The organism is Nostoc sp. NMS7, assembly GCF_017115085.1.
Classification (GTDB): domain Bacteria; phylum Cyanobacteriota; class Cyanobacteriia; order Cyanobacteriales; family Nostocaceae; genus Nostoc.
Map to the genome: position 1 here is coordinate 1 of NZ_JABXKJ010000080.1, position 13,336 is coordinate 13,336.

Annotated in this window: 17 protein-coding genes and 3 pseudogenes; 11 read left to right on the top strand and 9 right to left on the bottom strand. The window is 44.5% G+C overall.

All coding sequences use genetic code 11. The features are described from left to right. Both HWQ38_RS40380 and HWQ38_RS40385 read left to right on the top strand, forming a co-directional pair. Positions 1–427, top strand: a pseudogene (locus HWQ38_RS40380) (hypothetical protein); the annotation flags it as partial. A gap of 36 nt (positions 428–463) precedes the next feature. Further along, complete coding sequence (locus tag HWQ38_RS40385) at positions 464–886, top strand: hypothetical protein (RefSeq protein ID WP_366933253.1); 423 nt, start codon at positions 464–466, stop codon at positions 884–886. A 25-nt stretch (positions 887–911) separates the two neighbouring features. Here the strand turns inward: HWQ38_RS40385 and HWQ38_RS07915 are convergent, their stop codons facing one another. Together HWQ38_RS07915 and HWQ38_RS07920 are read right to left on the bottom strand one after the other, a co-directional pair. Further along, positions 912–1,421 carry a hypothetical protein gene (locus tag HWQ38_RS07915; RefSeq protein WP_292792029.1) on the bottom strand — a complete coding sequence of 170 codons (510 nt, stop codon included), beginning with the start codon at positions 1,419–1,421 and terminating at the stop codon, positions 912–914. Between the two features lie 5 nt (positions 1,422–1,426). Continuing rightward, positions 1,427–1,664 (bottom strand): annotated as a pseudogene (locus HWQ38_RS07920) (transposase); the annotation flags it as partial. Between the two features lie 23 nt (positions 1,665–1,687). On the opposite strand from HWQ38_RS07920, the gene HWQ38_RS07925 reads away from it, so the two are divergent. After that, a complete protein-coding gene (locus HWQ38_RS07925) occupies positions 1,688–1,900 on the top strand; it encodes a hypothetical protein (protein ID WP_292792031.1) in 213 nt (70 codons plus the stop codon). Positions 1,901–2,093: 193 nt separating this feature from the next. Here the strand turns inward: HWQ38_RS07925 and HWQ38_RS07930 are convergent, their stop codons facing one another. Further along, positions 2,094–3,041 carry an L-lactate dehydrogenase gene (locus tag HWQ38_RS07930; protein WP_292792033.1) on the bottom strand — a complete coding sequence of 316 codons (948 nt, stop codon included), beginning with the start codon at positions 3,039–3,041 and terminating at the stop codon, positions 2,094–2,096. Positions 3,042–3,188: 147 nt separating this feature from the next. On the opposite strand from HWQ38_RS07930, the gene HWQ38_RS07935 reads away from it, so the two are divergent. Beyond that, positions 3,189–3,713: a hypothetical protein gene (locus HWQ38_RS07935; protein ID WP_292792035.1), complete on the top strand. Its 525-nt coding sequence runs from the start codon at positions 3,189–3,191 to the stop codon at positions 3,711–3,713. A gap of 355 nt (positions 3,714–4,068) precedes the next feature. On the opposite strand, the gene HWQ38_RS07940 is transcribed toward HWQ38_RS07935, so the two are convergent. Continuing rightward, positions 4,069–5,451 carry an FAD-binding oxidoreductase gene (locus HWQ38_RS07940; protein ID WP_292792037.1) on the bottom strand — a complete coding sequence of 461 codons (1,383 nt, stop codon included), beginning with the start codon at positions 5,449–5,451 and terminating at the stop codon, positions 4,069–4,071. A gap of 295 nt (positions 5,452–5,746) precedes the next feature. Between HWQ38_RS07940 and HWQ38_RS07945 the strand changes: the two genes are divergently transcribed. From HWQ38_RS07945 to HWQ38_RS07955, 3 genes are read left to right on the top strand one after another with little or no spacing between them, the layout of a single operon-like run. Beyond that, entirely contained in the window at positions 5,747–6,406 is a 660-nt protein-coding gene (locus HWQ38_RS07945) for a TetR/AcrR family transcriptional regulator (protein ID WP_292792039.1), read from the top strand. Positions 6,407–6,465: 59 nt separating this feature from the next. After that, positions 6,466–6,729, top strand: coding sequence for a hypothetical protein (locus tag HWQ38_RS07950; protein WP_334792270.1), 264 nt, complete (start codon positions 6,466–6,468; stop codon positions 6,727–6,729). After that, complete coding sequence (locus tag HWQ38_RS07955) at positions 6,716–7,015, top strand: hypothetical protein (protein ID WP_292792041.1); 300 nt, start codon at positions 6,716–6,718, stop codon at positions 7,013–7,015. Before HWQ38_RS07950 ends, HWQ38_RS07955 begins: the two co-directional genes overlap by 14 nt. Before the next feature lie 37 nt (positions 7,016–7,052). On the opposite strand, the gene HWQ38_RS07960 is transcribed toward HWQ38_RS07955, so the two are convergent. The 3 genes from HWQ38_RS07960 to HWQ38_RS07970 all read right to left on the bottom strand — a co-directional run bounded on the left by HWQ38_RS07960 (position 7,053) and on the right by HWQ38_RS07970 (position 7,931). Further along, on the bottom strand, positions 7,053–7,157 hold the full coding sequence (locus tag HWQ38_RS07960; protein ID WP_292792043.1) for a hypothetical protein: 105 nt from the start codon (positions 7,155–7,157) through the stop codon (positions 7,053–7,055). 149 nt (positions 7,158–7,306) lie between these two features. Continuing rightward, positions 7,307–7,651: an SRPBCC domain-containing protein gene (locus HWQ38_RS07965; RefSeq protein WP_292792045.1), complete on the bottom strand. Its 345-nt coding sequence runs from the start codon at positions 7,649–7,651 to the stop codon at positions 7,307–7,309. Further along, complete coding sequence (locus HWQ38_RS07970; protein ID WP_366933254.1) at positions 7,638–7,931, bottom strand: metalloregulator ArsR/SmtB family transcription factor; 294 nt, start codon at positions 7,929–7,931, stop codon at positions 7,638–7,640. The genes HWQ38_RS07965 and HWQ38_RS07970 overlap by 14 nt, the downstream gene beginning before the upstream one ends. Positions 7,932–8,190: 259 nt before the next feature. Between HWQ38_RS07970 and HWQ38_RS07975 the strand changes: the two are divergent. Beyond that, a pseudogene (locus HWQ38_RS07975) lies at positions 8,191–8,582 on the top strand (reverse transcriptase domain-containing protein); the annotation flags it as partial. A 233-nt stretch (positions 8,583–8,815) separates the two neighbouring features. Here HWQ38_RS07975 and HWQ38_RS07980 read toward each other — a convergent pair. Then, positions 8,816–8,953 (bottom strand): hypothetical protein, encoded by a 138-nt coding sequence (locus HWQ38_RS07980; RefSeq protein WP_292792047.1) that lies wholly within the window; start codon positions 8,951–8,953, stop codon positions 8,816–8,818. A gap of 371 nt (positions 8,954–9,324) precedes the next feature. On the opposite strand from HWQ38_RS07980, the gene HWQ38_RS07985 reads away from it, so the two are divergent. The 3 genes from HWQ38_RS07985 (at position 9,325) to HWQ38_RS07995 (ending at position 11,405) form a co-directional block, all read left to right on the top strand. Continuing rightward, positions 9,325–10,104: a DUF2252 family protein gene (locus HWQ38_RS07985; RefSeq protein ID WP_292792049.1), complete on the top strand. Its 780-nt coding sequence runs from the start codon at positions 9,325–9,327 to the stop codon at positions 10,102–10,104. 101 nt (positions 10,105–10,205) lie between these two features. Beyond that, the gene (locus tag HWQ38_RS07990) at positions 10,206–10,826 is read left to right on the top strand and encodes a phosphatase PAP2 family protein (protein WP_292792051.1); all 621 of its coding nucleotides are present in this window, start codon (positions 10,206–10,208) and stop codon (positions 10,824–10,826) included. A gap of 120 nt (positions 10,827–10,946) precedes the next feature. Beyond that, positions 10,947–11,405: a hypothetical protein gene (locus HWQ38_RS07995; RefSeq protein ID WP_292792053.1), complete on the top strand. Its 459-nt coding sequence runs from the start codon at positions 10,947–10,949 to the stop codon at positions 11,403–11,405. A 325-nt stretch (positions 11,406–11,730) separates the two neighbouring features. Here the strand turns inward: HWQ38_RS07995 and HWQ38_RS08000 are convergent, their stop codons facing one another. Then, complete coding sequence (locus tag HWQ38_RS08000; protein ID WP_292792055.1) at positions 11,731–12,795, bottom strand: efflux RND transporter periplasmic adaptor subunit; 1,065 nt, start codon at positions 12,793–12,795, stop codon at positions 11,731–11,733. Positions 12,796–13,336 lie beyond the last annotated feature (541 nt).

The window sequence follows — 13,336 nt, forward strand, 5'->3', positions numbered from 1 at the left end:
AACTTGTTCTGAAGTTAAAAAATTTTTGGCTGGTGGTGGCATAGTTACTTTCAATTTTCAGGGTGTGCAGCCGGTTAACTTTGTGCGGCAGATGTTGGCGCGGCTGAGGGAAACAGTTGACCGCCATATCTGGGTCAGAGAATGGGGGATATCGGTTGTGGGGAATGGCTCTACATCCATAGGAGGATTGTTAAGAAGCCAACACGTTGCCACACAAGCTAATATTGCGCTATTGTCGGCGGCGGATAATGCGGATTTGAGCTATATTGATCAGAATTTTCAGCCAGAATCATTACAGACTTGGGGCAAGCGTGGTTCTGTGATTAATGTGGAGATGCGGCGCTATCGGGAATCGGTGCTTGGGGGTTTGGTCGAGGATGGCTACACCATTATTGATGCAGCCGATGCATTGGATGATGAGAGTTGAGCAGTAATCGAGTCGGTTAAAGCGGCAAGTGAGGAATTGTATAGTGCTGAATGTCAGGCGATCGCGGATTCTCCAACCATCTCTGATGCCGAACTCAAGAAGCTGGAAGACACAAGGGCGAAAATCAAAACTGAACCACACCAGCAGCGTAAGGCTGAATTATCCCGCCGCTACGAAATTGACGTGACCCCTGATTTGGTCGAGAAAGATGACGACGGCTGGTATCCTCAACTGCGGATGCACTACTATTTGACGCTGGGGCGGGAATTTCTGACCACCCGTGATGCGAAACGGGCTAAGGCGCAGTTGGAATTAGGGAAGAATTCGCTTTGGAAGCCGGATTTTAACAAGGGGCAGCTATTACCTGCTGTGTTGTTACTGGAAAATCTGAATCTGTTGCAGTTTCTTACACCTGGGGAACACTTACGAGGGTCTGACGAGGCGATAATTCTTGCCTGAAACTAAATGACCAAAGTGAACCAGATCAAACTTCTGGTTGCGTGTCTGTTGTGTGCGAGTGGTAAATTTGACGCAATTGTGAAACAGTACTCGCTGTATCTATTCCCTCCAAGATGGCTTCTAGCAAGCTTACATCTTGGATAGATTCGATTTCGGGGAATAAATCTTGACCCGATTCTCCAAATTTGAGCTTTAATCCCAAGGCTATACCTTTTAACAAAGCTTCAAGCTTACCTTTTTCAATACCAAATCGTTCAACAGAAGTAACATACTGCATACTTAAAGACTCCTCAAAATCACGATATTCTTGCCAAAATTCTGTCTCTAGTTGCGCTGGCAGAGTCATTATCCAGTCAATGAACCCGAATAAGTTAATAACATCTTCCCGTCTTAAGCCCTGTTCGTACAACCTACGTACTAAAACCAATTTCTGCTGCTTGCGCTCAATTCTATCATTGCGCGTCTCCATCGCCTTTAGGTGTGCCATCACCACAGTCGCCAACGGGTTTCGGCTGGCTTCTATAGCCGTAGCCATTTTAATTAGGACGCAGCTTGCTTGAGAACGATTTCCATAGCATCACGTAAATTATCAGATTTAAGTAACAGCTTGCGAATTCTGCTTTTTAAAGTCGCCCAACACTTTTCAATTCGATTGAGGTCTGGCGAGTAGGGCGGCAGGTAAACTAGCTGACAAGAAAGCGGCTTCAATTAATTGGGCAATCCGACCGCCATGATGAAACGTCGCATTATCTACAATTACCCACTCACCCGGACGCAAGGCTATTTAATAACGCTAAATCTGTGGTTCAACCTGAACCTTTTATAAAAATAATTGATTCTAATTTTATTCTCTATGGGTATTACAATAATGAATACTTCGAGGAAGGATACGATGATGAAGAATCATATCAACAAGCAATTCAAAGATTTAGCTCGGTTGGACTTAATGCTTTTCAGCCACAAAATATAAATTCTCTGTTGCAAACGATTATTAGTGAAGTAGCTCAAAACTAGGAACAAGAATATATTATATAGTAGATAAAAATACAGTAGTCGCAATGTTTACTTTACTCATGTTGTTTAACACAGTTTGGGTTTTTAAGTCCCCTGCTTCTATTAATTAGCGCGAATTGAAGCCTAAGCTAAATCCCCGTCACAAAACGTAATTGCGTTAGCGAGGAACGAGCGTCATTGCGAATTGTTTTAATTATGCTCTCGAATTGTAGGCTTCATTCAGTTTGCTTGCTGACTCTTCTAATAAGCGTTGTTCATCAGCATTTCTTGGTAACACCAGTTGGCGCTCAATACCTATTGAGCTAATGATACATGGAAGCCCAAGAACAATTTCACTGCCAACTCCATAGTTGGAATCTGCTCTGGCCGATACTGGAAATATCTGCTTTTCATCTCGCAGAATGCTATCAACTAACTGACAAACTACCGTTGATATGCCATAGCTAGTATTTCCTTTACGTTCCAAAATGCTATTACCTCGCTTACGGGTTAACTCTGTGTACTCTTGCTGAATTTGTTCCAGCGTCACTCCTTCTGGTATGGGAAATTCCGTTAACGCAATTCCCCCAATAAATGCACTAGACCAAACGATAATTTCACTGTCTCCATGCTCTCCAATCACATAAACATGAACGTCTTGAAGAGCAACATTCAGTCGTTTACCAAGTTGATATCTCAGTCTAGCTGTATCAAGAACGGTTCCCGAACCGAAAATTAGGTTTTCTGCTCTCGTGGAATTGGCAATCGCAATCCGCGTTAGTACATCTACTGGATTGCTAACAATAAGTATGATTGAATTCGGTGCAACTCGATCCAATTCTTTCATCGTCGAACGTATGATCTCTGAATTGTCACTCAACGTATCTAATCGGGTCTGTCCAAGTTTCTGCTGTACCCCAACAGTCACGACAATCACATCAGAATCAGCTAAATCCTCATACTTGTTTGATGGTATAATTCCCATCTCTTCAAGTAGGGGAATGCTGTCTTCAATATCCCATGCTTGCCCCTCAGCTTTTGATAAGGTTCGGTCAAAAAGAACCACTGTTACACATTTACGGAGTAGCACTAAAGCATTTGCTACGTCTGCACCCACATTCCCTGCGCCAATGACACCGACCTTGGATGTTTTGCTACTCATGTCATATCTACTTTTTTGTCACTGCCCCAATTGGTTAACATACTCCGTGGGTTTAAGTCCCCCGGTTCTATAACCGGTAAGTTTTGGGTCGGGGTCAAATCCCCTTACAATAACTTTACTTCCGACTTCCGACTTCCGACTTCTTTAATGTTAACTCCAGAACTAGCCGAGCAGTATTTCTCGCAACTGGGTTTGTCCAATGATTTAAAACGATCGCTGGAGGATGGTCAGAGGGTTCGGTACTATCGGCTCAATACTAAGGATGTTGCATTTGCCCAGAACGTGCTGAATTATCGCCTTCGTCAGAGGGAGGAGAAAGAAACCAAACGCCAAGAGGAGCAAGAACGTCATGTAGCTTATGCGGCTAGGATGCAAGCTCAGTATCGGATTAAGCCGCCGTCCACACCCCCAAAATATGAAAGTGGAGATAATAATCGGGGGGGTATGGACACAGATGCAGAACTCAGTGATTCTTGGTGGGAGCGGGTTAAATATTACGCTCGGCTGGTGATTGAAGGGGTTGAATACGGGGTTGATGCGGTAAAGGAATTACTCAGTACCCTAACGATTGATGAGCGTTGTGGCGTGATCCTGGAGTTTGAGGATGCTTACCCTCAAAAATTTGCTCAATTGGTGACAGATGCTCCACAGTGGACTGAATGGATGGCATGAGAAAGTTGGCTGGATAAACCCCCTTAATTGTCCCGTAATTCCCCATCGCCGCGAACCGTTCCAGTGTCACAGGAGTAGAATGCGCGGAGGTCAAGATGGGAATATCACGCTCGATCAAGTGAAATCCTTGCCAGGGAGGGTTTAGGGCTGCTTTATCGGAGCAACTGACTTGCGCGGTTGCAGCATCTGTTCTCCTGGCTCGTGAGATTTATTGTCGGCTTCTTGTCAAGAACCCTAGTGCTTTTTTTCTAAAACATTGGTGGCTAAAGGTCTGAAACAGTGAGTGAGTTCCCAGTCGGGTAGCAATGGGAGCAGCGTTAGTACATCTTTGCTTTGAAGTATTGTGACTGCTAGCTTAGGGTTTGATGTTCTGGTTGAGATGGAAAATGTTTTCAGGATCATACCGTTTCTTGATCTGCACCAAACGCTCGTAGTTAGCTCCATAAGCCGCTACGACGCGATCGCCCTCCTCCTCAGTCATGAAGTTTACATAAGTACCAGCAGAGGCATAAGGGGCAGAAGCTCGGAAAAACTCACGTGCCCACGCAATGCACATCACATCGTGTGCTGCCTCATCCCAGCGTCCATGCACATTCAACACAAACTTCGCATCCCGATGACGATACGCCGTAGCATCGGCCGAGACGCAGTTAGATGCCCCTGCGATGCATCCAATGAAGATTTCGCACGCTTGAGAGGGTAGCTTGCCTGCAAATTCCACAAGCACGTCTAATGCTCCATCTCGTAACTCTGTGAAATTATGAGATTTCCAGTAGTTCCTCGCACCCTTTATCAGCAAAGGGTCAAATGCTTGCTGCCATTCTATATAAGGTTGAGTACCGATGTGTTCCCCATAAGCATCGCCAAAACTACGCAGAGGTTCGATCAGTTTCTCACCCTCTGCAATATCGCCTACATAAAAGACAGGTAGTATGATCACCTCTTTGCCATGCACGCTCTCAGGCAGAAAAGGCAGTGGCGGAGCCTTGCGAAGAACCACCCACACATTCAGTTCCTTGGGGGCTGATTCAACAAAGTTCCGATACTGTGTCAGCACCTGTTTGGCTTGGCTAAACGGAAAAACAATTAACCCAGCCAATATTTCAGGCCCCACAGGATGGAGCTGAAATTCAAACTCAGTGACGACACCAAAGTTACCGCCGCCACCTCGAATCGCCCAGAAAAGGTCAGGATTTTCGTTTTCGCTTGTTCGTATTTTATTCCCATCTGCTGTGATTACTTCCGCAGAGATCAGATTGTCGATCGTCAGTCCGTACTTACGAGTCAACCAACCAAAACCGCCACCTATAGTCAGACCGGCTATACCAGTCGTTGAATTAATTCCCACTGGAGTTGCTAACCCATGCACCTGTGCCGAAGAATCAAAATCACTAAGTGTTGCACCGGGTTCGACATACGCCCGCTTCTTGGGAGCATCAATACGGACATTCTTCATAGTTGAAAGATCAATCATTATGCCGTTATCACATACAGCGTTCCCCGCGATGTTATGTCCAGCGCCCCTGATTGATATTTCTACCCCGTTCTCTCGCGCCCAGGCGATCGCAACGGCAATGTCCGAGGCTTCTGCACATTGTACGATGACAGCAGGTCGCCGATCAATCATCGCATTCCAGATTTCGCGCACTTCGTCATAACGTGGATCATCAGGAAGCACTACATAACCCTTCACATTGGTTTTCAGCGTCCCAAGTTTGTCATTCAGCAGTGTTGTCATAATATTTCTCCTTAGTATCTTTGCGAAGAGGTGATGTATAAGCCAGCAATGCAATCTCTTTCCTTTGGGGTGGTATTAAAATTTAAGCTATCCAGGGTTTTCTCTGGTTTTTCTAATGATGCCGAATATCTCTAGCAATTTGATTTGCCTGTAAAGACAGGTAGTTTGACTTAATTCTGGATTTCTTGCACTGTTAGCAATGCCAGCCACGATCAGACCTTTCCCATAAAAAGACGACCGTTCGTTTTTAGTCCACTCTTCTGAATATTACGACCGTTCGTGTTATTGTCAAGCTATGAGTAATATTTCGTCATTAAAAACTGAGGAAGGCGCTAAGTCTCGTCCCTCGAAAGGAGAGACTAGTCGCGCCACTATTCTGCTGACTGCGGCAAAGTTGGTAACAATAAAGGGACTGAATGGCCTGTCACTTGGGGATCTAGCTGCTGAGGTTGGGATCAGCAAGAGTGGCCTCTACGCGCACTTCAAAGACAAAGAAGAACTGGAATTGGCGACGATCGAAACGGCAGCCGTAATTTTTGATAATGAAGTGCTTCAACCTGCGATGCAAGCGCACCCGGGAACTGAGCGACTTAAAGCAGTGGCTAATTCGTTTTTTTCTCATCTTGAACGCAAAGTTTTTCCGGGTGGGTGTTTTTTTGCCGCAGTCGCAGCAGAACTCGACACACGCCCCGGTCCAGCGCACGATCGCGTCGTTGAGGTGCTAGATAAGTGGCTTTCATTATTAAAGCAGTGCATCCTTGATGCACAACTTCAGGGCGAGATAGATGCCAAAGCTGACGTTGCTCAGGCAGTTTTTGAAATTGAAGCTATGCTTTTGGCTGCGAATTTCCTCTTTGTTATGAGAAATGACCCGATTCATCTGACCCAATCACGCAGGGGTATAGACAATGTATTGGCCCGACTCGCGGTTAGTACGGCGGCGAAGAAGCGTTAATTCTTTCCCTCGACTGCCTATTTGTATCAATTTTAAAGTGAAACGGTATCACTCCTGATTTGGTCGAGAAAGATGACGACGGCTGGTATCCTCAACTGCGGATGCACTATTATTTGACCCTGGGGCGAGAGTTTCTGACAACTCGTGATGCCAAAAGAGCAAAAGCGCAGTTAGAAGCTAAGGAGAATTCGATTTGGAAACCAGATTTTAACAAGGGGCAGTTATTACCTGCTGTGTTATTACTCGGAAATCTGAATCTGTTGCAGTTTAAGTCAGCAAACCCGTGTCCGTACATAAAACTGTGGTCTTGTGGTTCATTCTAGGTTGCTCCATCGGCGGCAAGTGCAGGGAGCAACCATCGCATCAACTTTTTCTCCGCTTGATGAAGATAAACATACAAGCACCTCATCCCTAATAAGCTATCCATTACCCGGATCTTTCTTAACATTTGGTGAGCGATCGCTCACCAAACCTCAAAGCCTTAAAGCTACGTTGTCTATTCTCAATAAAATTGAGTTTTTATCGAGAACAAGAAGCGCTAATTTGTCAAGTCAGGAAGAAAACTCAAGCCTTGTGAGCGTTATAAAACAATGGTTTCAAGATTGTTAAGAAAGATGTGACTAATGGATAGCCTAATAAGAGAGACTCAAGCTTTCGCCAAAAACTCATCTAGGCAGTCAAAAGTGGAGTTCCACCCTTCGATCACACCCATCTGTTCATGCTTACGCCGATCCTCAATAGACTCATGCATAATCTGGAGTGTGAGTTTAGTTTTGCTATCTAAATCCTCGAAAATGGCTGTTATAGCAACGGACAGGGAGCTTAGGACAGCAATAAAATCACAAAATACGCTCTTGAAGGCGCGTTTCCCGCGAACTGTCCTAACGGCTTTGGCGACTGCTATACAAACATTCCCTTTGGTAAATCAGCATTTACGACTTTTTCAAAGCCTTCATCAAATTCATCACTGGTAACAATCCTCTCAAAGGGTACGATTTCGCGAAAAACACCTTTGGCCGGGTACTCCCTGCCGTCTGGGCCAGTCATCACGTAGCGCCATTTCCCGCCTGGACGCACATCCATCTCAATCACACGGGTTGTGAAACCTTTGGGCCCCCACCACTGCGCTATGTGTTTAGGATCAGTCCATGCCTGGAACACAACTTCGCGCGGCGCTTTCAAGATGAGGGTGATCACGATCTCACGTTGAGATTGAGCATCAGTGTCATCCTCAATGTTGCTCATTTTGTTTCTCCTGAGTTTGTAATTCGTGCAGGTAATCATCAAGCTGATCAAGCCTCTGTTCCCACAATTGACGATATTGCTCAATCCAATCCGCCGCGTCCCTGAGCGGCTGTGCTTTAATCTGGCAAGGTCGCCATTGAGCTTCGCGACCCCGCGAGATTAGTCCAGCACGTTCTAGCACCTTGAGATGCTTTGAAATTGTAGGAAGACTCATCTTAAAAGGCTTCGCTAACTCATTCACCGATGCCTCACCCTTAGCGAGGTGAGTTAGAATAGCGATTAAAAAGACTTGGCTGCGTAACGGCGGCTACAAATGATGTGGGACTGGTAATACTACCAAATGGACGACATTTGGCGATCGCACTGACAACACTGGTGCGATTCGTTGCTTAGTGAATCACGGTAATCAGACCGTACATAACTAAGCCAGCCCGACAGCAGATTACGCACTTGAAATAACACTCAAGACCCAGTATAACAACTGGCATCATAGCGGTTTACGGGAAATTCCAATTCCTAAAAAGGATGGAACCACCAGAATGTTAAAAATACCTACCATCGCGGATAGAGCTTGGCAATGCCTCGCAAAATATGCACTCGAACCAGCTTGCGCGTTGCCACTTTCCACGCCAGGAGTTATGGGTTTAGAACTGGGCGCTCTGCCCATGATGCACAGAAGTACATCTTTGACAATCTCAACTCCATTTCCAATGGAATAGAAAAACGAGTAATTGAACTCGATATCGAAAAGTGCAACGACCTGATTAACCACTCAGCAATAATGGACGAACTCATGGTCCCCAAAGGCTTAAAACTCGGTATCTTCCGATGCCTCAAGGCAGGAGTTAACCCAGAATTTCCTGAACAAGGAACCCCACAAGGGGGAGTGGTCAGCCCATTACTAGCAAATATTGCACTCAACGGGATTGAGCGTCATTACTGTCCATTCAGAACGGGACAATCCCTTTGGCTTCTCGCTCTTGTCGTAAACACTTTTGTCCGCAGTGCCGACAGCGCCACTGGGCTGCTTGTTTGATAGACAGCGCTATTTCATCCCAATTGTTTGCGTAGCGTTTTCTGTAGATGGGCATTGCCGATGATACTCCCCAAAGCTGTTGGGTAGTCTTATTAACTCTACCAATTTTTGAGAGCAGCGATAACATACTAAAGCGTAGCTTGCCGTCGTAGACATCGCACATCATTCAAGCGTTCGCGTAGCGTCTCGAAGAGAGGAAAAGATGAGCGTAGTTTACCGTCGTAGACATCGCTACCGCTTGTAAGTAGGTCGTCAGTTGTGGGCAAAAAGGTGATTAAATGGAGGCACAGTGCCGAGTGCGATGGTCGCTTTTCGTTCCGCCGTAGGTCTTACCCTGAGCCTGCGCCGTTCGCGCAGCGTCTCGTAGAGAAGGGCATCGCTTAGAAATAGCCCAGCCACAGTAAGCCTTTGAGTACTACTACAATTCCAAAGCGCATGACCGAATACTGACTGGTGATGACGGAGGTTGTCGGGGGTAGTACTGCTGTTGACTCAAAGGCAGCGGGGAGTGGGGGGTTCGGGTTTTATCTATGCACTTTACTTAACTGAAACAGGACTTACGCAACTGGCACAAATAGCGGGCAGGGCGCAGCCTTGACACGCGACAATTTAAATCAAACCAAGCACATAAGAATAGTTGGGCGTTTCAGTTGCTGATTCGGGCTTAGTTAAAGATTTATTAAGAAGTTTAAAAAACCGCCTTCGTCCAGAATTTTTAGATCAGCACACCAAGCAAAAGAAAGGTAAGCGGCACTTAATTATTGACAATAAATGCATTATGGAAGCCACAGAAGCAGAACAGCAAAAAATTAGAGAACTCATCTCCAATTGGCACAAATCTACACAAAAAGATGCGAATTTTTATCAAGTTTTAGATGTACAACAGCGAATAGCTGGTACAGGTAGTTTAGGGTTAGAACGTTATGCAGTTTTGGTAGAAGGTTTTGGTTCTCCTGATGGTAATTATCTATTAGATTTGAAGCAAATACAAACAACCTCATTACAACCCTATTTAACACTACCTCAGCCGGATTGGTCGAGTGAATCTGCACGGGTAGTGGCTATCCAACAACGGGTGCAAGGAACCCCACCTGCTCTTTTAGGGGTAATAGTTGAGGGGAATAAATCTTATGTTTTGCGAGAGTTGCAGCCAGTACAAGATCAGGTGAGTTTACAGGCGTGGGATGGAAAGCTGGGACGTTTAGAGAAGTTGATGCAGACAATGGGTGAAGTGATAGCGTGGGATCAATTACGCAGTAGTGGTAGACAAGGTTCTGCGATCGCAGATTATTTAATCAAGTTTGCTCACTCATCTGATTGGCGTAATCAAATCCTTAAGTATGCAATCAGCACCTCTTTACAAGTAGAACTAGACTACCAAGAATTCTGTCAAAAATCATCAATCTTGTCTAGTTAAGAATCGCCATGTAATTAATTCTGCTTGGTTACTTATGCCTCTAGTATTAGAGAAAGATTAATTAATGCCGGAGCAAGTTGATGCGCCTTACTAGAAGCCCAATGGTAGTACTGCTCCTACTGCTTGGCGGATTTATTCCCTTACTGGTATTTGGGGACTTAGCAGAGGATGTCTGGAAACAAGGCGGATTTTGGTTCGATGTTCCCCTATTATTAGCTATTCACAGCACTGCCCAACCGAAACTAGACGTTTTTGTTTCACACTTGACGAAGTTAGGAGTGTTTTGGGGGGTATTTCCAGTGGCAGCAATAATTGCGCTGTTCCTACTGATTCGACAACGGTGGCATGCTTTAGAGTACTTTTTCACAGTCTCGGTGGGCAGTATAATCATTAATCAGACGGTCAAGCTGTTGCTGCACCGGGCACGTCCTCATCTGTGGACATCACCCGCTCCAGAATTTGATTATGGCTTTCCTAGTGGCCATGCTATGGCTAGTATGACTTTGGTGGCAGCTTTGAGCATTTTGAGTTGGAACAGCCGTTGGCGTTGGTTTGTTCTGATTATCGGAACTCTGTTTGTCTTAATAATTGGTTGGACACGTTTGTATCTAGGAGTCCATTATCCAAGTGATGTATTAGCAGGATGGATGGTGGCATTGGGCTGGACAGTTGGAGTCAGCGTGCTAATCAACCCACATCAAGTTCGCCGGAGATATCAATAGTAAACACACTAAACAAAGTAAACAGACTGCTAGAGGGGTGAGTGGGACTTCTGATGTACAGAGTGATGAAGTCAGTATCGGGTAAAATATTGGGAATTAAATATTAGAGAATTAACGCCAATGAACAATCAACTTAAACGAATGTCACTGAGCATGGTAGTGACCTTAATTACACTATTGATGCTAAGTAGTTGTGGAAAAAAACCTGAAGAATCTACTAGTACTACGCCTCAAGCACCAACTGCTGTTGCTCCAGCTAGTCCTGCCTCTAGTACAGCAGCTAGTCCTGTCCCTACTACAGCAGCTAGTCCTGTTCCTGGAAATACAACTTCTAGCTCTAAGAAGCCAGCATCGGCGGGGAATAAAACAGCAGTTTTAGCAGCAGCACAAAATCTCGGAGTGAAACCACAAAGCGAAACAACTTGCCCAAGTGATGCACTGGTAAAAGGCAAGATTACGAAGAAGAGAGGCAACATTTACCACCTTCCCAAAACCTTAGATTATGAAAAAGTCAAGCCGGATATTTGTTTTAAAGACACAAATACAGCACAACTTGCTGGTTTCCGTGCGCCTAAGTGATCTAAACAGAGCAAAGGCAGTTGTTTAAAACTGACCAAATCAATACATCCTGCTTTCGCTCTTGCTCATTGCCCCACCAATTCTGTTAAAATCGCGTCTGGGATCGCATAAATGTTGAGGCAGTGCTATGTGTGCAAAGGGATTTGGGCAATCTCAACCCACTAAAATCGATAAACTAGTTGAAAATGCAGTGCGTTACTGCCACAAGCGACACCCAGAAAGTGTTAGATGGTACGGTTGCAGCTTTAAAAAAAGGATAGTCTCAGTTGGCTGTAGTCTTTTCCCGTTATCTCCTTGACGGAGCGATCGCTAATTTGAATAAGTTTTACTTAGTTTCAACTTTTACAACTGCTGACATTCCCGGAGTAAATCGAGATTCATAAGCTTGAATACTTGACTGATCAAACAGAATCTTGACGGGAATCTCATGTCGTGAATTACTAGAAGCTGAATTGCTCGTCAGATGATCTTGTGGCATCAAAGCGATACTATCTACCTTGCCATAAAACTGCCGATTAGCAAAGGCTGAAACTGTAATTTTTACCTTTTGCTCTGGCTGTATTTTTTCTAACTGCTTTTCGGGAAAATAGGCAATAATCCAAGGATGTGGCTGTATTATTGATAAAAGAGTTTGCCCTGGAAGCACCTGCTGTCCTACTTGGACGTTTTTATTCCCAACGACTCCAGCGACCGGAGTTGCTATGTTAGTGTAACTTAAATCAAGTTCCGCTTTTTTTACCTCTACCTGCTTTTGAGCAAAAGTAGCTAATGCTATCTTATATTGTTGCTCACTTATCCTCTTTTGCTGATTCAGGACTTGTACTTGTAAAGTGATTTTTTTAATCAAAGCTCGTTGTTGTATTTGATCCAAATTATTTTCGGGAACTGGTTGTAATGATGGAATCTCAATCGGAATTTTCGGAATTTTCTCTTGTGCCAATACTGCTTGCTGCTTTGCTAATTCTAAAGATGTTTTTGCCTGGGACAAAGATAATTGATATTTACTTTTGTCAAGTTTCACTAACACAATGCCCGGAGATACCATTTGATTATCATTGAATGTAATTTCAGTGACTATTCCTGGTACACGAGTAGTCACAGGATTAATCTCTGCGCTGATCTGAGCATTATCAGTTTCTAAAAATCTTTGCATATACTGCCATTGCTTATAAGCAGAATTGATTAGATAAACTGCAACTACACTAAACAAGACTCCTAATCCTGTAAGTAGTAGCAGATGCCGAATCCAAGCAGGTGATAATTTTTCCTTAAAAACATTGTTCGATTCACTAAGAGTGTTAGTTGGCTCCTGTTGCGACACAACGGGAGTTTTTTGTTCTGATAATCTGGTAACTTGTTGGAACTGTTGTAAAAAATTTTTAAGTTTCATCAGTAATATTTATTTCAGGAGGCAGAAGCAGGGAGGCAGGAGGAACCCATGCTTAAAAACATGGGATTGTAGCAAGAAAAAGAGGCAAAGACACTCACCTGGGCGCTTTGGATCTCGCGGAAAGTGCCGCGACGCTCGATGACTCGCTCTAAGCGGGGAGCGCAGCGTCTGGTAGAGTTGCGATGCCGAAGGCGTTGCATCTGGTAGAGAAGGCTTTACGCTGCGCTATCGATACAATTCTTTTTTTGACTAGGCTTTATACCCAGAAAAGACAGTTTTTTAACTGAGCCTTCAGCAAGAACTGCCTTTCTTTGTAAAAAAGATTGTAGTATAAATTTTGGCACTGCTTACAGAATATGGCAAATATTACTTGAATACATAATTACTTTGACTCATCGCTGGGAGAATCCCATTTTTGCAGAAATACCGATTGCTGAGTGTAGTATGGGGAGAACACAATACTCACTTGAGTCATAGCCATGACCTCCGAAGAAAAAGAACGGTTACAAGCAGCAGTAAAAGAAATCGCGGCAATCCTGTA